This is a genomic window from Rhizobium etli 8C-3, assembly GCF_001908375.1.
Classification (GTDB): Bacteria; Pseudomonadota; Alphaproteobacteria; order Rhizobiales; family Rhizobiaceae; genus Rhizobium; species Rhizobium etli_B.
Map to the genome: position 1 here is coordinate 1204493 of NZ_CP017244.1, position 23550 is coordinate 1228042.

Below are 23550 nucleotides of genomic sequence, written 5' to 3' on the forward strand. Positions count from 1 at the left end.
CGGCCTTCATTACAAACGACGGCAATGATGATGCCCGCGTTCGCTCACCCTTTGCACGGCCCTCGTCGAGCAGCAGATTGAATTCTTTGCCTTCTGGCGGATATTCTGGTCCGATCCTTCATATGTGAGCTATCAGATGGTATGCGGGCGTGGCGCCAAGGGGCGCAGTCAGCATCGACAGCGTCGAGGCCTGTCGGGGCCGGTCCTCACAAAGACGATGGATCATTTCTACCAGAGCGCAGCATTGAACGAATTGCGCTGCGCATGTGGCCACTAAATTCAGCGCCCTCGTTGCCGATCAGATTGATCGGCATCCGATATACGAAGCAAAGCGAGAAGAGACCCAGATACAGGATTTCGCAAAGCAGTATGATGCTCGCATGCGCGTTTTCGAGCCGCAGCACATAAGCGATGACAAAGCAAGGAATGCCAACCATAGCCGATACACGCATGCCGTATCGATGCTCTATGATCAACTCGATGAGGGAGACGCGGGCCACTTTGCAGGCAAACGCTGTGATTACGCAAAAATATACAAAAATCGCCAGTCCCACTGCTGTCGCCACGGCTGACAGTCCATGCCCTACAACCAACAACGTACCGCATATCGTCAGGCATGCATAAACAGCTTGCGACAGGATAAGCGCGCGTATGGCCGCCGTCGCACGCAGAAGAGATCCGCTCACTCGTGAAGCCAACCTAAAGTACATTCCAATTGCGAGAAAGGAAAACACGGGGATTACTTCCCCCCACTGCTTGCCGAGCAGGGACAAAACAATCTCCGGAGCGAGAATATAGATTACTGCGCTCATTGGCATTCCAAAAAGAGCGGTTAGACCAACGCCTCGCAGATAGGCTTTCTTGAGCCGCGCTGGGTTAGACTGCACCTTGGCCATCGCAGGAAAGACGACTCGATCCGCCATACGGGCGTAAACGTCCGTCGGTAGACTCATCAGGCGATATGCTCGAGAGTAGAGGCCAAGGTGAACTGCATCCAAGGATCGGCCGACAATGGCGATGTCGGCGCGAAGCGCGATGAAATTGATTACTCGTGATGCAGTAAAGCCGGATCCCTTTCCCATCAGACGACGGCTGGATGGACTATCAAATATCGGTCGAAGGTTCGGTTTAGCGGCATAAACCAGAACGAGGGCCAGGAAACTGGCCTCACATATCGATGCCGCGGCAAGGGCCCAATATCCGAAACCCGCAAATGCCAAACCGATGCCGGTTGTGCCGTATGCGAGTGTTTTGGCCGCAATCTCGCTCATTCGGATACGGCGCATCTCCAGTCGGCGTAAGAGGAGGCCCTCGGATATCGAGGTGAATGCTTGAACGATGATGATGAACGACAGCGCTCTAACAACAACTTCCGACGCGGGCATGTTCATGAACCGCGCAAATGGCGCAGCGCAAGCCTGCGCCAGAATGAAGAGAATGGCAGACGAGATCAGAACCAACGTGAGTGCTGTCCGCTGCTCAACTTCCGTGAGGCTTGGCAATTGAACGATCGTCGCGCCGAGCCCGATCTCACGCAGAAGATTGCAAAATGAGAGAAACAAGATCGCCGTTGCCATGACGCCAAAATCCGCTGGCGACAGCAGGCGTGATAAGGTGGCCATGTAAGCCAAGTCGATGGCTATGCCTGCGCCTTGATATATCGAGGTCATCGCGACCTCGGATCGGACTTGGTGACTGAGACCTTTGTTTGCGGGCTCTGACGAAGTCATCCAGATCAAGCGGCCCTGTCCGCGCGGTGCGCTGCCGCCCACCCTTTGAGTAGGCGCACAAGACGATTGGCAAGCGGAGTGAGTGGCCCCAGCCACGGAGCGAATAAAATAACGCGTGTAATCCAGGCTGAGATGACTGGTTTCTCGTTGAAAGCCGCCTTGAGCAAATGCCTTGCATCATCCTCAAGTCCAATCAAGGCCCGCCGCCTGGCCTCTGAGGCGAGGCGTGTCGCAAGATCCTTTGAGCGCGGTCGCATCAACGCGGAAATCGGCCCATTCGCATCCAGGGGATCGGGTCTGCCTGCCATGCGCTCTCGCGCACAATACAAGGCGAAATCTCTGCAGCTCATCGCAACTGCTAACTTGCGCGCATCGCCGGTTACAGAATCCTTGCGCTTCCAAGCTTTGTATAAAATCTCGGGAACGACAGCCATCGCTCCATAGTCCGTCATGCGCAGCCACAGATCGAGATCCTGACGATATAAGAAGAAGGTTCTATATCCCCCGGCTCTTTCATATACAGAGCGTCGCATAAGAACCTCGCCCTGGGAAAAAGGATTGCCGCTAAAGAGTTGTACTTTAATATTCTTATCGACGACCGGCTTAACAATGTAACTCTTCGAAGCTATGTCCGATACGACTTCCCGATAGCAACCCACTGCAACCACGCCGGGGTTCTCGTCCAGAAATCGAACTTGGCTCTGCAGTCGTGTTGGATAGGATATGTCGCCTGATCCCTGCACCGCGATGAACTCGCTGTCTGTGCAGGCGATAGTCGAAATCATAGTCCGCGTGAACCCGGCGTTGCGTTGCGTCGAAACGCGGATCTTATCCGACTCATGTTTCAAAAGTGCCTGGAAGGTGCCATCTTGCGACCCATCGTCAACGAAATAAGCCTCGAAATCCTGATATGTCTGATCTCGAATTGCCGTGACGGTCTCATCGACCAGATGAGCCCTGTTGTAGTATGGGGACACTACGACCACGCGAGGCATCAGTTCCACTTTCCTGACTGAACCGACAGATGAGCTGGTTGGAGCACTCCGTCGGGACGAACGTGACGGACTTCGCAGTCCAGTAAAAAGCCGCTTCGTTCAAAGATCGTCCTTCTTACCAAATCGATCAGGCCCAGCACATCCGAGCTCGTCGCACCACCGAGGTTGACGATAAAGTTACCATGACCGGGGGCAATCTGTGCTCCACCTATGCGACGTCCCCGCAACCCGGCATCCTCGATCGCTTTTCCCGGCGGGCCGACCACGTCGTACATCTTGGGGTCACTGAGGAAAACTGAGCCGCAGTTCGGCAAGCGAAGGGGGAATTTCTTTCGTCTCGACACCATAATTTCAATCATTGTCCTTCGCACGTCGGACTTGTTGGCGGTGGCAAACTCGAAATCTGCTTCCAGCAGGACAAGGTTCGGCCGCTGCAGGTTGGATTTTCTATATGAGAATTCGCATGCATTTCGATCCAAGATGTTCACCTTGCCATCAATGTCGACGACGGTGGCGCTTACAAGGTTGCTGCCGATCCCCTTTCGCTGGCTGCCGCCGTTCATAACAACCAGGCCGCCTAGAGTTCCAGGAATCCCCACAGTGTGCTCCGCACCTGTCAATCCGGCCGATCCGACCTTTCGGGCAAAAACAGGAGTCCATATTCCAGCTTGAGCGACGACGTGTGTGCCATTGATCGCGATCTGCGACATTTTCCGGCCGATCCGCAGAACGACACCTCGAAACCCTGCATCATCAAAGAGAAGGTTCGTGCCATCGCCAATCACCAGGAATGGCACTTTCTCTGCACCCAGGCACTTCAAAACCTCGCTGACCGCGCGCCCGTCGAGTGGTTCCACCACGACGTCAGCCGGCCCACCAATTTGCCATCGCCCGACATATTTCAGCGGGACATGAGTTGAAATCTCAACGTTCCTGATTGTCCCGAGAAGCGACACAACATTTTTGCTTGATATCTTCGGAGTGTTCACAGTCAGTTCCACGATGACCAACAGCGCCATTTCCGCCTGTCTTCATTCGGCCAGGACGTCCCCACCCAACGATGTAACTTTCTCGATGAATCGATCGTAACCACGTTCAATTTGCCAGGCATCGTGAACGACCGTCTCTCCGTCGGCAACAAGACCGGCCAACGTCAGGGCGATGCCTGCGCGAAGGTCACGTGCTGTCACTTCCGCGCCACGCAACTTGGTGCCGCCGCGAATTCGCAGGAGATTGTCCTCGATGGAATAGTCAAGTCCCATCAAGCCCATCTCTTGCGCGTAGAGGTAGCGTCCAGGGAAACGCAAATCAATGATCTTGCTCTCCCCGCGCGACATCGCACCGAAGGCTGCAAAGAGGGGCTGCATGTCCGAATTTATTCCGGGATAGGCGCCGGTACTGATCTCTACAGGATAACAGTTGCCGCCGCGAACGATTATGCTCTCCTGACCGGTATAAACACGCGCACCGCTTTCCTTGAGGTGTATGAGGGGAACCTCCAGGTCCGATAGCGGAAAGCCATGGATCTCAACGTCGCCGTTGGTGATACACGCCCCGACCAACCATGTTAGAGCTTCCATGTTGTCGCCAATGACCCTGTGTCGAACACCTGTGAGCTCTTCTCGCCCTTCAATTTCGATGCGCTCCTGACCGAACACCTTGATCTTTGCGCCCATCGTCCGGAGCATGGCGATCAGATCGATTATTTCAGGACGGATATGCGGGTTCCAAACGGTGGTAACACCGCGGGCCAATGCGCCGCACAAAAGAGCATTCTCGGTAGCCCCGGTTGAGCGGATCGGCAAGCGGATGTCGGCGCCTGTCAGACCCTTAGGGGCATAGGCTTCGAGACTGGTGTCTGTTTCTGTAACGGTCGCGCCAAGTGCCTTGAGAAGCATAACATGCAGGTCATGCTTCCGCTCTCCGAATTTGCAGCCACCCGGCAATGGCACACAGCCTCTCCCGGTACGAGCTGTAAGGGCACCCAATATCAACAGCGTGTTGCGAATAGAGCGGCCCCTCCACACCAGCTCCGCCGGCGGGGGAACAATTTCCTCAATATAGGCAATCTCGCCTTCGACAACGCAATGCTTTCCAAGCGCCTCCAGCATCCCAAGATGTACCTGCGCGTCCAGGAGCATCCCGGGATAGTTCGAGATCTCGACTTTACCAGATGTCAGCAGCGAGGCTGCGAGAAGACGCAGCACGCTGTTCTTCGCTCCACTTACCAAGACTTCCCCTTCGAGGCGGGAGGCATGGACGCGATATATAGACACTTGCCGTTCGCTGTGCATTTGCGAAAGTGGCTGATAGGCTCCCAACTCAGCTTTGTTTTCGATGAGCATCTCTCAACTCCTGGTGAGGCACTCGATATCTTCCGCTAGAATGCAACAGAGTATCAGTATGCACATCAGCTGCCCGAAGGTGGAATAATTTATGTTAGAATATTACTGGCAGAAAATCTAACCTTAAAAAACAACATACCATCAAAGAATCAAATAAACGACAAGCGAAGCACACCCACAAATTGATACTCGGAGCGTATCGCATCAAATAGAATATAATTCTGACGGGTTACGCAACCGAATTTCATAGCCCAAATTATATTCATTCTCATATACTATTAGGTGCACGGGTTTAACATTTATTTACTTGACGTTAAAAGTAACAACTTTCTTAGATAGAGATCGGACCCACGCCGGTTGCGCGCAACCGCTGCGTCAATGGGAGGACGTGATGTCAGCTCATCCTTGGATGAAAAGCGACGCAATTTCCGGCAAACGCCTTGCGTCTTGCCGGTCGATCTGGGTCGCCCTGGCCATCCTTGTCGCGGCCGCGAACGGTACGCGATCGGAGGTTTACCAGCTGCAGCCCGGAGACGTCGTAAATTTTGATTTTCTTGACGACGCCCTGCTGCCAGTTCTGTTGACAGTTGACGCGGATGGGACTGCGCAATTTCCCTTGGTCGGCGGCGTTGAAATCGGGGGTCTCAGTGTTAGCCAGGCGCTGGAAAAGTTACGGACCGAGTACAAGAACCGGCAGATGTTGGTCGATCCTAAAATTGCTTTGAACATCGCGACCTACAAGCCGGTGTTTGTCCTGGGCGAGGTCAAAAATCCCGGATCCTTTCCCTTTTATCCGGGCTTGACGGTCGAACAGGCTGTCGGCCTTGCAGGTGGGACTTTGACGGCGGCGTCGAGTGCGTCTGACAAGATCATGGCCCGCGCGAGATTGCGTGGGACGATGGACGGCGCCGAGGTGGAAATCGTCCATGAGGCGATCTACGCAGCACGTTTGGCGGCCCAGTTACGTGGTGCCGAAACCATCGACTTGCGCGACGCTCCAGAGACCGCGCGACCCTTTCTCGAAAAAACATCACTTAAGAGCGTGCTCGAGATCGAGGAGAAGATCCTGAAGACCGATCTGATTACCACACAGGCTCAAGTCCAGATTCTGACGCAGGGGATTGCCGAAACAGAGGCAGCCTTGAAGATCCTCGCCCAGCTTGAAGTCGAGCAAAAAAGTGTCGTCGAGATGAACGAGCGAGATCTTGAACGTGTGACCGCGCTACGCAAACGCGAATTGAATACGGAGACCGAGATCGCGCGGGTCAAGAATACGACCTCCAATGAAAAAACCCAGCTTCTGGAGATATACGCGGAGATGTCACGCTCGAGGCGCGAACTCGGCAACCTCAAGCTGGAGCTCGCCAAACTGCAGGCAGATCGGGAAAAAGACATATTACTGAAGCTCCAGGAGCGCGAAGCAGCGATCAAGAAGCTCCAGTCCACGCGCCAATCCGCCGAAGAGCAATTCTATCTCATTGCTTCGGTGGCCGCCGACGAAAGAAATCGTGACCAGATCTCCTTCACTTACGAGGTTCGCCGCCCCAAAAAAGGGGTCAACACCGTGATCGATGGTGCGCCATATACGGAGTTGCTTCCGGGGGATGTTGTCGCTGTGTCGATCGCGGGCATGTAGCAATCGAGGAGCGAACGTGGTCTCGAGCATCAGCGTCACCTCCCTATATGAACGCGGGGATAAAAAGCCGATGGAAAAAGGCTGCGAACGCATGTTGAGCGATGTCTTCGGTAGGACGCTTGTCATCGCGCCCCATGCGGACGACGAGGTCCTCGGGGCAGGTGGTACAATTGCACGGCTCGCTTCGGAGGGAGCCGAAGTTCGGATCGTCATCGTAACCGAGGGTAAGCCGCCGCAATACCCATCCGAGGCCGTATCTCGCTTGAGGGACGAGGCTCGCCTGGCGCACGCTATCCTTGGTGTCGGCAAAACCGATTGGATGGGTTTCCCCGCAGCCGGCCTGGCCGAGACGGCCGTTTCCGATTTGAACCGCTCGCTGTTCGAGATCATGACGGCATATTCCCCGCAAACGCTTCTCCTCCCTTTCGTCGGAGACATGCATGTCGATCATCAGATCGTCTTTACGTCTGCGCTCGTGGCGGCAAGACCTCATCAGGAGCAATATCCGAGACTGATTCTGGCATATGAGACCCTCTCGGAGACGAATTGGAACGCGGCCTATGTGACGCCCAGTTTCGTTCCACACGTCTTCATCGATATCGAGGAGCATCTCGAAACCAAATTGGAAGCGATGTCGGCTTTTCAGTCGCAGCTGCGGCCACCACCGCATGAGCGCGCGATCGAAACCTTGAGGGCGCTGGCGACGTTGCGCGGCGCAACCGTCTTCAGTCAAGCCGCGGAAGCCTTCGTGATGGTTCGCCAGGTTCTGTGACGCAGGAGCCGGTTTCGAGAAGCGGATATCGCATCTAACACGGAGGGCGAAATGGCGAAGTGGCCGGTTTTTGATGAAGAGCAGATCGAAGCGGTCGCTTCCATGCTTCGCACCGGTCAGGTCAATGCCTGGACAGGCCCCTATGTTGCGCAGTTCGAAGAAGCCTATGCCGCCTTTCTAGGCGTTGAACACGCCATCGCCGTCACCAATGGAACCGCTGCCCTCGAACTGGCATTGTTCGCCCTCGGCTTGGGTGCCGGGGACGAGGTCATCGTGACCCCACGCAGTTTCGTCGCATCAGCCGCTTGCGTCCCTTTTTGCGGTGGAATGCCGGTCTTTGCAGATATCGATGAGAACAGCCAGAATATCACGCCAGCCGCGATAGCACAGAAGGTTTCATCGAGGACCAAGGGCATCATCGCCGTCCATCTTGCAGGATGGCCATGCGACATGCCCGAGATCATGGCTTTTGCCCGCCAAAGAGGTTTGTGGGTCATTGAAGATTGCGCCCAGGCGCATGGCGCGGAAATCGATGGGAGGCCGGTCGGGTCCTTCGGCGATATTGCTGCCTTTTCGTTCTGCCAGGATAAGATCATCACCACAGGCGGCGAAGGCGGCCTCATCGCGATGAACGACACAGCACTTTGGAAGAAGGCGTGGAGCAGAAGGGATCACGGAAAATCGTATGATGCCGTTCATCAAAAGGCGGGCCGAAGCGGTTTTCGCTGGCTTCACGAGTCCGTCGGCACCAATTTGCGGATGATGTCGTATCAGGCGGTGCTTGGCCTCTGCCAACTCGCCCGGCTAAAGGAGTGGCAAGCGACAAGAGAAAGAAATGCGAACATACTAATCACATCGACTGCCGACCTCGATGCTCTTCGCACACCAGTTCCGCGTCGCGGCATTCGCCATGCGTATTACCGCTTCTACACGTTTGTTCGTCCTGATCGACTGAAGATGGGCTATGATCGCGATCAGATTCTGGCGAGCCTGAACAGCGCAGGCGTTTCCTGCTTTACCGGAAGCTGCTCAGAAATTTACCTCGAAAAAGCATTCGCCGACCTGCAACCGGTGGGGAGGTTGCCTGTCGCGCAAAAACTCGGCGAAACGAGCCTAGCTCTCCTCGTCGATCCCAGCTTGAGCGAAGTGGCCGTTCTTCAAAATGCCAGAGCGCTTCGGGATGCGGTCCTTGCGGCGACCGACAGCGCCAGAAAATCGGCTTAGGCCCAACCGTTGTACGCAGAACTGGGATCGCACGCCTCTGCATGGACCTCATTGCCCGACGACCGGGTTGGTCGGTGCCTGCATCACTGTGGGTACCGACCAGCGATCCGTTCTTCCGAGAGCCATTCCATGAATTCGTCGAAATGGGCTGGGCCGTCAGGGGTGGTCACCGCCCAGGCATCATTTACCCCGGGCTTGGCGGCAAACCTGGCCTCGACGGAATCGGCCATCCCGTCTTGATCGTCATCCCTATAGGCAGCCCCGGTATCCATCGACGGAATCTGACCGGGTTCGCTCACCATCTTGCCGTCGCCCTTCTCCCCCTCCGGTCCCATATCGTTGGCCCAGCCACGATCGAGGCTGTCGCGTGGGAACGCGCCCGATCGTGTTCGAACGTCATGGTAAGCTTTTGCTGCCGGTGCGATCGCAGTCACGCTTAAGGCGCAGGGCGGACTGGAAACAAGAAAGCGCTCCGTATCGGGCGCCACGGTGACGATCGTCTTGGAAGGCGGTGCCCAGGTTACGTTGCCTTCCTGATAGATCTGCGGTTCCGCAACCATGGCGGCATCTTTCGACCGAATGGCGTAGGTCAGATCGTTAGTACTCGGGCCTGCTTTGAAATAGTTCCCGGCGTATGCGATCGGGGTTCCGCCTGGAAATTGCGAGAAGATCTCCGCCCACTCGGACCGCGCATTGAAGAAAACGTTGTTGACGATCTCGATACAGGACTGCCCGTAGTGATTGTTGTCTGGATTCCGATCATTGTTCGACAGACACAGATTTCGGAGAAACGTCAGTTTTTGCGGCGCCCGAGGATCGGATCCAAGCAGCGTGCATTTGCTATGTTTGTTGAGGCCCTCCGCAAGAATCGAATTTGCGATCGTGACCTCCGTGGCGTCAGCGTGGGTACTGATGTTTTCATCCGTTGCCCAGGAAACCGAGACATGGTCAACATATACTCTCTGGCTGTTCTCGATGACCAGTCCGTCAACGTTCTTGACAGTGTTTGGGAGCTGCGGCCGGATGCGAATATGCCGCACGATAACGTCATTCGTTCCCTTGATTCCCAATAGCGTATTTTTTCCCTTCTTGTCAGGCCGCTCAATCGTCAAGACGATGCCACCGCCCGGTGCCGTCTGCCCGAGGATGGATACCAAAGCATTTTCGCTGCGCACGATGAGCGTTCGCTTGAGCTTGATCGTACCGCCAACCCGGAAGACGCAGTTCCTCGGACCGGCCGCCTCGATGCAGGCTCTGAGGCTTCCCGGCCCGCTGTCTTCCAGATTTGTGACAGCGATGATCGCGCCCCCTCTTCCGCCTTGCGCGCTCTTTCCGTAACCCTCGGCGCCAGGGAACGCATCGGACGCTGCGTTTGCTGCCTGAGTAAAGCCGACAGCCTCCAGCCAGATGAAGGTGAATGTGACTAGGTAGGTTGCAGCCAAGCGCATTGGAGAGCAGCAGGGCCTTTGCCGATGCATGCCATCTCGCGGGTCCATGCCGTTCGCATCCAAAGCCACCACCTCAACCGATACCAGGTGAACAGAACGCGCCTCGCGCTATCGTTAGCTGGCCGTTCAGCTCGACGAGGATGAGCCTTTTCGAAGCGCGCTCTGTCGAATTGGGCCGGGCTTCAGTACAATCAATAACCAATTGGGGTGATATCAAATATCGCTCCATTCGGCGATACTATCGCCGATACGGTTTACACAGGTAAACAGGCTCTGGCGCATACAAGCTTTCGAATTTTGGGGGTAAATCCATTGGGTTCGAAGCCAATAGTCGTGGTCTATCCGTTTGTCGGAGATAAATTCGGCGGAAGCGACATCTCGGCAATCAAGCTGATCGAAGCGCTCCAGCCTTCCGAGGTGCGGCCCGTGGTCGTCGTCCATCGGCCAAACGGGGATTTCGCAAAGTATCTGGACAAGCGCAAGATTGACTATCTGACGGTGAAGGTTTCCATCCTCAGACCTCGATATCGCGGCGCCACTAGAAGCGCTGTTGCGGCAGGCTATCTTTACACCATCGCCCGATTGATCCGTTTTCTTCGCCGACACAAGGCAGACATCGTCCACACCAATGATGGCTCGATTCACGCGACATGGGGGCTCCCAACGGTGCTTTCTGGAGCACGCCTCCTATGGCACCATCGCGGGGATCCGGCCGGACGGGGGATAAATCTCCTCGCACCGTTTATTGCCAGTCACATCGTAACTGTCTCCAACTATGCAAAGCCAACCTCGCCTCTGCTACCCATCAACGACCGGACCTCGGTGATCCACAGTCCTTTTGACCATCCAGAACCTCTGCTTGACAGAGAAGAGTGCCGTATGGATCTCGTGCGGGAACTCGGACTGGATGAGAAAACACGCCTCGTAGGATTCTTCGGCACACTCATCGATCGTAAGCGTCCAATCCGCTTTGTCGAAGCCATCCACGCGTTTTGCGCGCAACATCCGGAACCGAAGATCGCAGGCTTGTTGTTTGGAGCGCCCAGCCATTGCGGCGAGCGACTCGATGTCGAGGTGACGGCACGCGCGCGCGAATTGGGCATAGAAAATGCCATTCACCTGATGGGCTTCCGCTCGCCGATCAACCGTTTGATGTGCGCCATGGACATTTTACTTGTACCGGCAATCAACGAACCGTTCGGAAGAACCCTCATCGAAGCGATGCTCGTTGGAACGCCGGTTATTGCGACGAATCACGGCGGAAATCCCGAAGCAATCGTTGATGGAGAGACCGGTTATCTGGTCGAGCCCGAAGTGCCGGACGCCTTTGTGCCGCCGATGGCCAAGCTCTTGAAGGATGCGCCTGAATGGCAGCGCGTGAGCGCAAACGCACAGAAATCTGCATTGGCGCATTACGGCGTTCGTTCCCATACAGAAAAAATAATGAATATCTATCGTGAGCTTGCCGGCAGAACCGCATGATCCATGAATTGGCTAAACCTGCTTGAGGGAGGCGAGTTGCCAGTCAGTGCAAAGGACCGTTTTTCAATGGCGGGCCGCTCAAGCCGTCGTTGCCCGCCCTTTCTTCTGCCATCTGTGTCCGGTGTCTTGCGACGGCGCTTATTACCTGGAAAATCACTTATGCGGTTTGTTTCTTGCGAAACCGCGCTTTGAATTGCGCCCACGGCCAGGGGTCCACCAGTCCTGCATTGCCTGCTTCAGACATCGCGCCCTGGTTTAGAATTCCCCCAAGTATGAAGGGTTGGTTGACCGAGAGGCGGTTCAGCGCATTCACCAGCTTTCGTTCCGTTGTGCATCCGGCCGAGGCGACCACAACGATGGAATCCACATGGGCGGCGAGCCAAACAGCGCCTTCCTCGCTGTCCAAATTCGGCGCGTCGATGATGATCAGATCATACATTTTGCGCAAATAGGAGCAAAGTGGTCCTAAATCGTCGGCGGTGAAGCTTGCAAAGACGACGTCAAGGCGAGGATGAGCCGGTGACGTCATGCTCGAGATGCATAAATCGGGTGATTCTTCGATCTTCGGCACCAGACGAGGAGCGGCTATGCCAAGAAGAGCGCCCGCACCTTTCGCCGATGGGTCGAAGTCAACCAGAACCGTGCGAAGACTGCTCGTTGCCGCCGCGGCAGCCATGCCGAGGGCGAGCGCAGTCTTGCCGTCGCCAGGCGACGGTGAACAAAGCATCACGATCTTTCCACCAATCGAGCGTTCGATTGTCCGCCAGGCAAGACACAAGTTTCGCATTGCCTTTCCGAAGGGCGAGGATGGATGATCGACGGCAAATTCGAACGAGCTGGCACCGTTGCGAAAGTGCCGGTTCACGCGTGGAACGGTTACCAGGTTAGGCCGGCCCAGAATGTCTTCCAGGTCGTTCGAGCGATACAGGCGATCGTCGAGCACATCGACAATGATGACAGTCAGGACCGCGAGGATGAGAGAACCCAGCGATCCCGAGACGACAACCAGGGCCGGCTTCGGAAAGGTCGGGCTCGTCGGCACCTCCGCATAGGACGCGACACTGGCTGACGCTTTGTGTTCGCCCCGCTCGGGATCTAGATCCCCCAGTCGAAGCACGACCTGATCATAACGCTTCTGCTCGGCCAGCAGATCTCGCTCAAGTTCCCGCCGACGAATTTCCGCAAGACTTCGGCCCTGTATCTGCTTCTGGAGCACTGCGACATCGGTACTAAACTTGGCAGCACGGACGGCTGCGACGTCTGCGCTATTTGCCAATTCCTGGACAATTCGTTCTGCTTCGTCCGTCATCATCCGTCGATTGGCTTCGAGCTCGGCGTCGGCATCAGCGATCAACGGGTGGTTCTTGGCGAATTTAGAGCTCAGCTGCGCCTTCAGCCGTTCCAGACGTGACTGCTCGGTGCGAAGACGATCCAACGGCTCTGACGCGACCACACGTACGACGGCCGACACATCGCCCGACGCGATCAGTGCTTTGGCCTCGAGATATTTCGACCGAGCGGCGGTCTCGTCAGTACTTGCTACTGCAAATTGCTCGTTGAGAAGCTCCAATCGAGACCTGAGAATGTCATCCTTGGGATCGAAAGTGAGATCGCGATTAGCCGAAAACGCTGCGATTTCACGTTCCATTGTCGCTATGCGGCTGCCAAGTTCCTTCGCCTGACCTCGAAGATAGTCGATTGTGTTCTTCGTTGCTTCATCCGTAAGCTTGGCAGTCCAGTCTACATAATGTTGAGCAATGGCGTCGGCGATCGCCGCTGCCTTCAGCGCCCTTGTCTGCCGCACATGGATCGTCATCGCAAGGCTGTCACCGTTGCGGTCGACGGTGAAGGAGCCCAGCAGCGCCGATATCGCCCTGTCGCGCTGAACGCTCTTCGAAACCAGTCGGCTGCGAACCATGTCGGGGGTCTGCTCCGGGGCAAAGAATTTGGTCGTAGCAGAAACGAGAAGGCTGATGCCTCCTTCATTTTCGTCGTCGCGGCGCGGAAGGTAGGTATTGTAGTCGGGGTCGTTCACCAGGTCGAGCGCGTCCACCACAGTGCCCACGAACACCCGCGATTTGATGACGTCCAATTCCGTTTCCATGACGGATTTGTCGCGCTCCTGTTTGCGGAGTTCCTCGACGGCCTCATAGGGACGGGCATCATTGCGATCGAAAACAATGGCAGACGAAGCGACATAGACCCTTGTCATGAAGGCGGCGGTCAAGACGGTCAGAACCAGCCCGCCCGCAAGGACTGAAAAGAAGGACCATCGGTGCCTGCGCACCAGTTCCAGCAGATCGACAAGTCCATAGCCTGAACGCGGGCGGAGCACGCGCCGCTGATACGTGATGCTGTGGTGCCTGCCTGAAGGCGATGGAGCGAGCCCATGTGCTGTTATCTTCACCCTCTCCAAGAGATGACCCTCCCAGTTGCATCGAGCGATCGGTTGACAGTGTCAGCCTGGTTTTCCTCCCGTCCACAAGCTCCTGCAGCCCCTCGGCCCGCGTGGTCATGGTTTGAGAGACCCATTCGTTCGATGAGTATTGCGTTGATTGAGTGGACGTCGAACCGGGTGCAGGCCAGTTCGCGCGAACGCCGACCCATCTCAACGGCCAGTCCAAGGCGGTCGGCAAGCGCCCACATGGCGCCGTAAAGGCTGTCTGCGCTTCGCGGCGTGACAAGGTAACCGTTTTCGCCGGGTTCGATGGTGTCCCGGCAACCGGGAAGGTCCGTTGTAATGATCGCGCGCCCGACGGCCATCGCTTCCAGGATGGCGCGGGGTATTCCCTCTCGGTAGTAGGAGGGCAGCACGAATATGTTGCACTGCGCCAGGAAGGCGCGGACATCGTTTGTCTCGCCAAGGTAGTTCACGATCCCCTCTTCGATCCACTCCCTGACCTGCAGCCGCGATATTGCCCCTGGATTGGGATCAAACGGTCCGAGAAGTTGAAATTCGGCATCAGGCCGATGCCGCTTCAAGCGTCGTGCCGCCTCCACATATTCGAAGACGCCCTTGTCCCTGATCAGCCGGGTCACCATCAGAAAGACAGGCTTTTCGAACGGGGCCGGTGCGAAGGCGTAGCGATCGACATCCACGCCGGAGCCGGCAACGCGATGAATGACGGAAAGGTCGTGGACCAATGAATTTTCAAGGATGTCCGAGCGGTCTGCATCATTATAGACAAAAACCGCCTTCGCTCCTGCCATCGCCCGCCGATAAAGCCACACGCTCAGTCGTTTGATCCAACGACCCTTTAGAGTCCTCAGGCTCGCTTCCGAAAAAACATGCCCCAGGCCGGTTATCAGAAAGCAACGCCCCGCAATACCTGCTGAGCGGGCTGCGATTCCACCGTAGACGATCGGTTTCATCGTATAGGGGACCACGACATCAGGCCTTACTGTTTTCAATAGCCGCCGAATCTGGAAGAATGTCGCAATGTCCCTGACCGGGCTCAAGCTGGCACGGGCCATAGGAATTCTGGCGAACTCAACGCCGATCCTCGAAAGATCGGCCTTCACTTCCGCGTCGTCTTCGGGACCTGCAGCGACCACGACATGGCCGGCCCGCACCATGGACTTTAGAAGTTCCAAACGGAAATTCGTTAACGAACGGCTATAGCTGGACAGTACCAGAATGCGCTGGCTTCGTTCCCGCTGGCGCCAAAGCAGGCGATCCAATGGAATGTTATCCGTTGGTGCTGCATCCACATTCAACACAGTTGTCTCCAGACGAGATCCAATAGACCAGCTTCGTGGGAGCGACCGGCGCCCGCCACTGATTTCGTTTCATTGCAGCCGTGAAGGGCTGATCCGCCCAGACACCTCAGTACGTCCTGCATCAGTCTCAGCCACAAGAGCTGCAAGTAAGTTGTCCGGGAGGCCCGCGTCATGATCCTCGCCCTCTTCGCGAGGAGTTTCATCCTGCGCCGCAGCCAGGGCCGCAGGACCAGCGGATGCGGGACGCTTCCACGCATAACCTGGGACAAGGCTGCTGATGAGCGCGAGCACCATGGATGCATCGCCTAATTCGGCAAAGCGCTCCAGCCGGGCGAACGTCGTGCGAAGCTTCGAAAGCGGCACAGGCCGCGGAATTGCGCCGAAAACCCCCGGAACAGGTGAGGGAACCGGAGTATCGTTGATGTCGAAAAGCTCCTCGTAGCACTTTTCACCAGGACGCAACCCGATGACCTTGATCGCTATGTCCTTGTCGGGAACGAGGCCCGCAAGCCTGATCATCCTGCGCGCTATGTCCATGATCTTCACCGGCTTTCCCATGTCCAAAACGAAGATCTCGCCTTTTCCGATGTCGCCCTCGAGCCCGTAGGCGGAGGCCTGGAGGGTAAGTTCCACGGCTTCCCGAATGGTCATGAAGAACCGCGTCATGTCCGGGTCGGTCACGGTCAACGGTCCACCGCTGGCGATTTGTCTCTTAAACAAAGGAATGAGCGAGCCGCTCGAGCCAAGAACGTTGCCGAACCGCACGGTCATGTAACGAGGCCCGCCTCCCCGCTCCACGCCTTCAAGGTCGAGCGCCTGACAATAGAGCTCCGCCAGACGTTTCGTCCCTCCCATGACACTCGTCGGATTGACCACCTTATCAGTAGAAATCTGAACCATCGCCAGGGCACCGACCTGCCTTGCAGCATTGGCGACGTTCATTGTGCCGATCACGTTTGTAAGCGCGCCCTCGCACGGATTGATCTCCACCATCGGCACGTGCTTCAGCGCTGCCGCATGGAAAACCAGCTCCGGCCTGTATTCCTCGAAAACGTCATTGACACGGTTGGCCCGCCGAACATTGCAAAGACAGGTTGCGCGGGGCAGCGTCGCGAAGCGCTCTGCAAGCTCAAGGTCGATTGTGTAGAGATTGAACTCGCAATTCTCGACCAGAACGAGCTGTGACGGCTCGCAGGCGGCGATCTGAAGCGTGAGTTCGGAGCCAATCGAGCCGCCGGCACCGGTGATGAGAACGCGGCGCCCCCGGATGAGCCTGAGAATGGCGTCCCGGTCCAAAGTGGCCTGCGGCCGTTCCAGCAGATCCGTCAGCTCGATGGATTTGAGTTCAAATCTGTTTTCCCGCTTGGCATCTTTCAACTCCGTCATCTGGGACAATCGGGAAACGGTAATGCCGAGCGCTTCGGCCTGTCTGATGAGTTTTTCGCTGACCTCCTCGCCAAACACGGAAGGTGCTTCGGTGAACACAAGGTGCCGCGGGAAGGAATTGGACAGATACAGTTCCCTAACGACCCTCTCAAAATCCGTCAGGGCACCCACAATCGGCACGCCGTGCAACATAATCCCCTCACAGGCGCCAGTCGGCTCGATGATGGCAACCGGACGATGGAAGCAGCTGCGGTCGCGGCTCACGGCGCGCAAATAGAGATCGGCAGCATCTCCTGCACCCACCAGCAGCGTCGGAATCATTTGCTCCTGCCCGGAGGCTTGCTTCAGCCAGCCAGTGTTATCCGGCAGGGACAACTCGTTCATACGAAAGCTCAGCCGCGACGCCGAAAGGAATAGCGAGAGCAGGAGCGCCTCGAGAAGCAAGGCAGCGCGCGGGATATCTTCCAGCCTTGTTATGAAGAACAGCACGCAAACCAAAAGGGCCGTGGTTATGAGGACTGCCCGCAGGATCGTCCAAAGATCGGAGATCGAACCGTATCGCCAGTTGCGGCTATAAAGACCGGCCATTGGAAAGACGACAATGCAGATCGCAAGATACTGCGGACCTGCAAACAACAGCGTTTCGATCAGCTCCGGACTTGCCTGAACCTGCTCCAATCCATAGCGCGCGACGAATGCAAAGCTCAGGGCGAAGCCTGCGGATACGAGGTCCGTCGCAAACAGCAAAGGTGCCTGCCTAACCTTGCGAACGTGAGAACGGGCCGACTTTTTTGACAGAAGCACGGCCGCGCTGACCACAGAATCGGCATAGTCAACCGCAGCCTTCCAGGCCGCCAACACGTCGTCCCGTCTAGCATCCATCTCCTGCCGCCGAGCAGAGACGGCTTTTTCGCCCCGTTCCATGCATGCATCCCCCGTACAACTGCAACGCGCGCTGTTGTCGCAACGCGAATGGCAAGATAAACTCCGATGCCTTGCGAACCCCGGCGTTAGCCGGTAAAACATAAGCGTACCGTGACGTTTCCGTGACAGTTTAATCAAGTCTTCTATTTGTCTTAAGACGGTACATCAGCAATTTTTTTTGTAAAGCCATATTATATTAAAGCTTTCTTATATTAATACTTTGTTATACTGATTAATCATTTAGTTTTATATACGGACGCGATAACATTGCATTAGGCATCGCCAGCTGAATTCAATTTTAACGTGAGTCTGATTTGCGTCGGCCAGCGCTCCTACCGCTTAAATGGAAGAAAGGCCTGGAGCTCCCGTTACCTTCAATCACACCGTGATTTTTTGCTCTGGGGTGCTGTATTGAGGTTCCCGCTTGAAGATCCACGTGCTGAAGCTGCATCTCACACGATAACAATTATGATGGATTTCATGGCGCCGGGCTCAAAGGCAACCCGGTCGGCATGGCGATCTTACGGCATCTCATCAGGCATTGCCGTCAAAGGAGAGCCCCAAGCAGACCGTCCGCTCTGCAGCCGCATGTGGGCCTAACGATCGCGCGCGGGATGAAGGAAGGTGACGGATCACGTTAGGCAATTCTGGCGGATGCGAGCAAGCGATCGTAGCCTTTCTGTAGGAAGTACGCCGCGATAGCGGTTGTCGGTACTCCAAGCGCGACAATCAAGATCAAGGGATCAAGCCCGATTGCAGCCGATAGTGCTTCCAGCATCCTGTATACGGGCCGGTGCAGAAGATAGGCGAAGAAGCTGGCATAGGCGGCTCGCTCGATCCACATCGTCGCCGTATCCGATAGGTCGTCAAGCCGCCCCGAGGTTAAGCAAAACACGCAGAGCGAGGCGAGCACAGCCCAAGGCAGAAGGATAATATCTGTTCCATCGGTCGGCGCAGGAAGCGTGGCGACACAAGCGACTGCGGCGACGAACACTACCGGCCAGACCATCTTTGGCGGAGCTGATCCAGACAAAACGATCCCGGCCACGAAGCAGGGGAAGTAGATCACCAGCCGATTGTCCAGACGTTCCCAAAACCAGTCGGCGGCCAGCAATCCCAGTAAGATTGTGGCCGATATAATCAACAACAACGTCAGCGACCTGCGTTTGATCCAGAGCAGCGCTGGCGTACAAAGGTAAAAGAGCATAATCATATTGATGAACCACAGCGTAACCGCTGCCGGCTCATCCAGCATTGCCACCAGGAAGACGCCTTTGATCAGCGAAAGATGATCTCCAATATTCATGATGATGAATAGCAAGCTGGCACCAACGAATGGTACGTAGATCCTCCAAAAGCGTCGCCTATAAAAGTCGAAGAAACTACGGCCGCGGCCTCCTTGCAGGTAGCCAGACAGAAGCACAAAAAGTCCCAAGGCGGCGACCGTCGCCATCAGGGTCACAGCGTTCTTGCCGACTTCCCTGATCGGTGAATATCCAATGGGGTGCCAGAAGCCAACGATCCAAAGGACGCTTACGGCCCTTAAAAAGTCAACTGTAGTGTTCCGCGCTGGTATTGCTGCAACTCGCCCCAGGTCTTTCAGATTGCCGTGTTGCATCATCCAAATAATCCCCGGCGCATGTTAGAAATTCATCGGCGTCGCAGCCCATTGTGTCAAGGTGGCCGAGTTATTATTCCCGTTGATGCGGTTTTGATGATCACCATGATGAAACGACCTGAGAATACCGCCTGGCCCCAAAGGACCCGCGATGGCGCAGGATAACGAAGCGCACGAGCTAGAGCACGGCTTGGAATGTATGGCGCAAACGGCACAGCTTTCGTCAGCAGGCCTCTTCAATGGAGGATGATAACTGACCTCTAGCCGTTGCTTCAGCTGCGGGCTCGTGGCCGCAAACGATCCAAGCATGGGCGCAAACAGGTCGTCGGAAAAATGACCGCAAAGGAAATACTTCAATCAGCCCACTTGAATATTAGCATTCTATAAATAAGATGGTTATCACACTCTTGGGAGCGTTTGTCTGCAGCGGCCTGCCATCTGCTGAATGTAATCACATTCGCCAGCACGCTCGCCTCAAATAGGAGCAGATGATGAAGGCTGCGTTTCAGTCTGTTGCCGGTTATGCTTTGCGGCCATCATTGTGGCCGACCATCCCATCACTGGTTTCCCGTACACTGTTTCCTGCCGAAGGTGAGGCAACCGGTCCCATTGCAAAGGCTCGTTGCGCAAGAGAGGCGATCGAATGTGATCGCCTTCCTTCGGTCATGTCCGGATTTGTTTGGACCCCGTTCGAGGACGCGGAGCCTGAACTAGCACGCCTAGTAGGCAAGGCCCGAACTGTCGCCCCTCAATACATTGGGGGCGGAGCCGATATGTCCTTCCTTTATAGCATGGCGCAATCGTTGAAGGCCAAGCATGTTGTTGAAACGGGAGTCGCTCTGGGTGATTCCAGTCTCGCAATTCTTGCGAGCGTTTCCAAGCGAAGCGGGGGAAAGCTCGTCAGTGTTGATCGACCCTACCTGCGCTTAGGGAGCGAAAAGCATGTTGGGGCAGCGGTCCCCTTACACCTTCGCAGTTGTTGGGAGCTCATCCGAGAAGCCGACCGCAGCGGGATAGGCAAGGCGCTGGGGCGCTTACATCCGTTGGATATGTGTCACTACGATAGCGATAAGAGCTATTCAGGAAGAATGTTTGGCTATAGCCGCCTTTGGCAGGCGCTGCGATCTGGTGGTGTATTTATCTCCGATGACATTCAGGACAATCTCGCTTTCTTTCATTTCTCAGAAACTGTTCAGCACAAATACTCCGTTGTAAAAAGCAGGAACAAGTATATTGGCTTCATGGTAAAAACATCCCCTGAGAGGTCAGGTATTGACGACACCTCGGGATAAAAAGAACACTCAGCGTTCCTGAAAGCATAATAGACGCTTGCGGCAGGTTGACGGACGTCGATCTTCAAACGAGCTCTACTGTGAACCCTTACGAGGCCGGTCGCGACTCCTCGCAGCAGAAACGGCCGCAGCAAGGCGTTTCTCGTTCCGTCTCTCACCGAAAATCATGACCAAAACGGTCTTAGCGATTATCTCGGCATCCATCAGACATGTGCGGTTTTCGATATACCAGATATCCAGATCAACCTTTTCATCGTCGGTAAGCTTGGTGTTCCCGTTGATCTGCGCCCACCCGGTCAATCCCGGCCTCACCGAACAGCGCAAGATCCCGCGCTCGCCAAGGGCATGTATTTTTTTCAAGAGTATCGGCCTTGGTCCTATGACGCTCATGTCGCCAATGACGATACTCCACAATTCGGGCAGCTCATCCAGTCGGGAACGTCGCAACAGCGCGCCGAATTTCCCGGTGCGTTCGTCATCGCTCAAGAGCTTTCCGTGAGGATCCACATCGCTGGTCATTGACCGGAACTTCTTCATCATGAATGGTCGACGCTCTTTGCCAGCTCTCTCCTGGCTGAACATGACAGGGGAACCAAGAACGATCCTTACAGTAACAGCCAGGATGATAAACACTGGCAGTGCCAATAGTCCTGCGGCAATGGAAAACAGGACATCGAACAGCCGTTTCAACATCGCCAGCAACCTCGAACGGTCGAAACCGTAGCACACAAAGAACGAACAATGCGCATCAGCCCGCAATCTCAAAGAGTGATGTGATCTTTTCCTTCGACTGCAGCCTTGAATTGTTTCAAGAAACAATCGTATTTCCGCACTATTGTGCCCAGGTCGTACTCTTCCTCGATACGCCGTCGTGCCGCCGCCGCATATTCGGCATATCGATCCGTTCCGCTGTCAAGAAGAGTTCGAAGCGCTGCGGCCAGCGCCTCCGGATTTTGGGAGGGGACTGCAAGGCCGCCGTCGCCGATGATGCTTGCAGCGTCACCCACGTCAGTCGTAACAACCGGTAGCCCATAGCTCATCGCCTCCGCCAAGACGTTGGGAAAACCTTCTGTTCTCGAAGAGAGAGCGAGAATGTCGATCGATCGATAGAAATCAGCCATGTCATCGACTTCGCCCAGGAGTTGGACATTTTCCGGCGCCAGACCTGCGGACAAGATCATCTGTGGGACGGCTGGATTGCTCCAGGACAGACCACGTCCCGCAGCCACGAAAGTCAGCCCTTGATGGGTTTGAAGAAGGCGCGCCGCCGCCTTGAAAAAAGTGGGATAATCCTTCTGTGGATGGAAACGCGCTGCAATGCCGATCCGATTTACCGATCGAGGCTGAGGGGTCACGGATTGCGGCAGCTCAAAGCCGTTCGGTATGACGACGGCATTGTGCGTTCGATAACCAGCCGCCGCATGCATCTCGAGCGCCCTGGCTGAATTGAAGATAAAGCCCTTCGGATGCCACGATAGCCACTTGGCCGCAATCACAGCGGCGCGCGAACTCCGGGTCAAAGATGTCCGATCATCCAACGACTGGCGGATGTTCCAGATCACTGCGGTGCTCCTGTGTGCCAGCAGGACCGCGATCGTGCCGACGATCATCGCATGATACATCCAGCACACAATGACGGGTGGTCTCTCGTGCCTGATTAACCTGGCAAGCTTCGGCAAGGCGCGTGCGAGAGACCTCAACTTCGTGGCTTCGAGCGATACGTACTCGACACTGGGATTGCTCGAAATATTAAGATTTCGCTCCGAGATCCCCATGAGCGAAACGACCAATATGCGCTGGTCGACCGAGGCATGTAGCAGCCGTGCCAGCATCGTCTCAGCGCCGGCATGCGCTGTGAAATTGGTAATGATATGCATGACATCTGCCTTGGCCATAGTGCCCCTCAGCGCGTGGCAAGACGACAGAGCCCGCAAGTCCTCTGGACAGGAATTGTGCGCTCGTGTTTTTATAGCTTCTAAAGAGCCTTCCGTGAAGGCAAGCCTTGCTTGATACAACAATCGCTCGGCATAACTCGCTGTCGTGGCCCCAGAATGCGGATCGTTCTCGTCGGAGCAGTGGAAGGTTCAAAAGTCGCCCTTGAAGCGCTCGCTTCCTCTGGGCGGCCGCCATCCCTTGTCGTAACCCTGCCGCCAACCGCTGCTGATCGTCACTCGGATTTTGCCGATCTCGGTTCAATGGGTCGCGAGATCGGCATTTCCTTTTTTCATACGACGAATGTGAACTCTGCCGAGACCCTTGCGAAGGTTTCCAGTATCGGTCCGGATGTGATCCTTGTCGTCGGGTGGTCCCAAATATGCGGGCGCACGTTACGCGAGCTTGCAAGCAACGGGGCGATTGGCTTTCATCCCGCCGCCCTTCCCCGACTAAGGGGTCGGGGCGTCATACCCTGGACCATTCTTCGCTCCGAACAGACGACGGGATCGACACTTTTCTGGCTTGATGACGGTGTGGATTGCGGACCGATCCTGCTTCAGCGCGTCTTTGACGTAGCTGAAAATGAGACGGCCCGCAGCCTCTACGATAAGCACCTGCTGAATATTCGAGAAATGGTCCCCCAGGCCATCAGGATGGTTGAAACCGGCAGCGCGCCCAGGATCCCCCAAGACGAGGAGAAGGCCTCCTATTGCGCGAGGCGCCGGCCTGAAGACGGCTTGATTGACTGGCGCCTGCCGGCCGCAGACATTACGCGCTTCATCCGTGCGGTCGGAGACCCCTACCCCGGCGCTTTTACCCATTCTGGAAGCGAAAGGATATATATCGATGCAGCTGATCTATTCCCCAATCCGGATCGCTACATCGGCCTTCCCGGACAAATTCAAACCGTCGGCGCCAGCGGTTTTCTGGTCATGTGTGGCGACGGCAATTGCGTTGATGTCAGCGCTTGGCGCCCCGAAACATCGCGGCTGCGGATGCACGACCACTTGCGGTCCGGGTCCTCGCTCCAGGCTTGGCCGTAA

General features: G+C 55.9%; 17 protein-coding genes. 6 read left to right on the forward strand and 11 right to left on the reverse strand.

Going from position 1 to position 23550, the window contains the following annotated elements; translation table 11 throughout:
* Positions 1 to 206: 206 nt before the first annotated feature.
* From AM571_RS30645 to AM571_RS30660, 4 genes are all read right to left on the reverse strand, one after another.
* A complete protein-coding gene (locus AM571_RS30645; protein WP_074064719.1) occupies positions 207 to 1670 on the reverse strand; it encodes a lipopolysaccharide biosynthesis protein in 1464 nt (487 codons plus the stop codon).
* A 65-nt stretch (positions 1671 to 1735) separates the two neighbouring features.
* Complete coding sequence (locus tag AM571_RS30650; RefSeq protein ID WP_074064720.1) at positions 1736 to 2725, reverse strand: glycosyltransferase family 2 protein; 990 nt, start codon at positions 2723 to 2725, stop codon at positions 1736 to 1738.
* Complete coding sequence (murB, locus tag AM571_RS30655; protein WP_081377243.1) at positions 2725 to 3744, reverse strand: UDP-N-acetylmuramate dehydrogenase; 1020 nt, start codon at positions 3742 to 3744, stop codon at positions 2725 to 2727. The genes AM571_RS30650 and murB overlap by 1 nt, the downstream gene beginning before the upstream one ends.
* A 12-nt stretch (positions 3745 to 3756) precedes the next feature.
* Positions 3757 to 5019, reverse strand: coding sequence for a UDP-N-acetylglucosamine 1-carboxyvinyltransferase (locus tag AM571_RS30660; protein ID WP_074065679.1), 1263 nt, complete (start codon positions 5017 to 5019; stop codon positions 3757 to 3759).
* 460 nt (positions 5020 to 5479) lie between these two features.
* Here AM571_RS30660 and AM571_RS30665 point away from each other — a divergent pair, with 460 nt between their 5' ends.
* The 3 genes from AM571_RS30665 (at position 5480) to AM571_RS30675 (ending at position 8702) form a co-directional block, all read left to right on the forward strand.
* The gene (locus tag AM571_RS30665; protein ID WP_196776364.1) at positions 5480 to 6706 is read left to right on the forward strand and encodes a polysaccharide biosynthesis/export family protein; all 1227 of its coding nucleotides are present in this window, start codon (positions 5480 to 5482) and stop codon (positions 6704 to 6706) included.
* Positions 6707 to 6776: 70 nt separating this feature from the next.
* Positions 6777 to 7478 (forward strand): PIG-L deacetylase family protein, encoded by a 702-nt coding sequence (locus tag AM571_RS30670; protein WP_074064722.1) that lies wholly within the window; start codon positions 6777 to 6779, stop codon positions 7476 to 7478.
* 51 nt (positions 7479 to 7529) lie between these two features.
* The gene (locus AM571_RS30675; RefSeq protein ID WP_074064723.1) at positions 7530 to 8702 is read left to right on the forward strand and encodes a DegT/DnrJ/EryC1/StrS family aminotransferase; all 1173 of its coding nucleotides are present in this window, start codon (positions 7530 to 7532) and stop codon (positions 8700 to 8702) included.
* An 83-nt stretch (positions 8703 to 8785) separates the two neighbouring features.
* On the opposite strand, the gene AM571_RS30680 is transcribed toward AM571_RS30675, so the two are convergent.
* Complete coding sequence (locus tag AM571_RS30680; RefSeq protein WP_196776365.1) at positions 8786 to 9814, reverse strand: hypothetical protein; 1029 nt, start codon at positions 9812 to 9814, stop codon at positions 8786 to 8788.
* A gap of 543 nt (positions 9815 to 10357) precedes the next feature.
* Between AM571_RS30680 and AM571_RS30685 the strand changes: the two genes are divergently transcribed.
* Positions 10358 to 11632: a glycosyltransferase family 4 protein gene (locus AM571_RS30685; protein WP_081377245.1), complete on the forward strand. Its 1275-nt coding sequence runs from the start codon at positions 10358 to 10360 to the stop codon at positions 11630 to 11632.
* A gap of 157 nt (positions 11633 to 11789) precedes the next feature.
* Here the strand turns inward: AM571_RS30685 and AM571_RS30690 are convergent, their stop codons facing one another.
* The 4 genes from AM571_RS30690 to AM571_RS30705 all read right to left on the reverse strand — a co-directional run bounded on the left by AM571_RS30690 (position 11790) and on the right by AM571_RS30705 (position 19283).
* Entirely contained in the window at positions 11790 to 14039 is a 2250-nt protein-coding gene (locus tag AM571_RS30690) for a GumC family protein (RefSeq protein WP_074064726.1), read from the reverse strand.
* Positions 14036 to 15352: a glycosyltransferase family 4 protein gene (locus tag AM571_RS30695; protein WP_237358611.1), complete on the reverse strand. Its 1317-nt coding sequence runs from the start codon at positions 15350 to 15352 to the stop codon at positions 14036 to 14038. Before AM571_RS30695 ends, AM571_RS30690 begins: the two co-directional genes overlap by 4 nt.
* Positions 15353 to 15421: 69 nt before the next feature.
* Positions 15422 to 17620 (reverse strand): nucleoside-diphosphate sugar epimerase/dehydratase, encoded by a 2199-nt coding sequence (locus AM571_RS30700; RefSeq protein WP_081377306.1) that lies wholly within the window; start codon positions 17618 to 17620, stop codon positions 15422 to 15424.
* A 679-nt stretch (positions 17621 to 18299) separates the two neighbouring features.
* Positions 18300 to 19283, reverse strand: a complete 984-nt coding sequence (locus tag AM571_RS30705; protein ID WP_074064729.1) for an acyltransferase family protein — start codon at positions 19281 to 19283, stop codon at positions 18300 to 18302.
* Between the two features lie 488 nt (positions 19284 to 19771).
* On the opposite strand from AM571_RS30705, the gene AM571_RS30710 reads away from it, so the two are divergent.
* Positions 19772 to 20572 (forward strand): class I SAM-dependent methyltransferase, encoded by an 801-nt coding sequence (locus AM571_RS30710; RefSeq protein WP_196776366.1) that lies wholly within the window; start codon positions 19772 to 19774, stop codon positions 20570 to 20572.
* A 75-nt stretch (positions 20573 to 20647) separates the two neighbouring features.
* On the opposite strand, the gene AM571_RS30715 is transcribed toward AM571_RS30710, so the two are convergent.
* Positions 20648 to 21265, reverse strand: coding sequence for a sugar transferase (locus AM571_RS30715; RefSeq protein ID WP_074065680.1), 618 nt, complete (start codon positions 21263 to 21265; stop codon positions 20648 to 20650).
* Positions 21266 to 21333: 68 nt separating this feature from the next.
* Positions 21334 to 22467, reverse strand: a complete 1134-nt coding sequence (locus tag AM571_RS30720) for a glycosyltransferase (RefSeq protein WP_074064731.1) — start codon at positions 22465 to 22467, stop codon at positions 21334 to 21336.
* 156 nt (positions 22468 to 22623) lie between these two features.
* On the opposite strand from AM571_RS30720, the gene AM571_RS30725 reads away from it, so the two are divergent.
* Entirely contained in the window at positions 22624 to 23550 is a 927-nt protein-coding gene (locus tag AM571_RS30725; protein WP_074064732.1) for a methionyl-tRNA formyltransferase, read from the forward strand.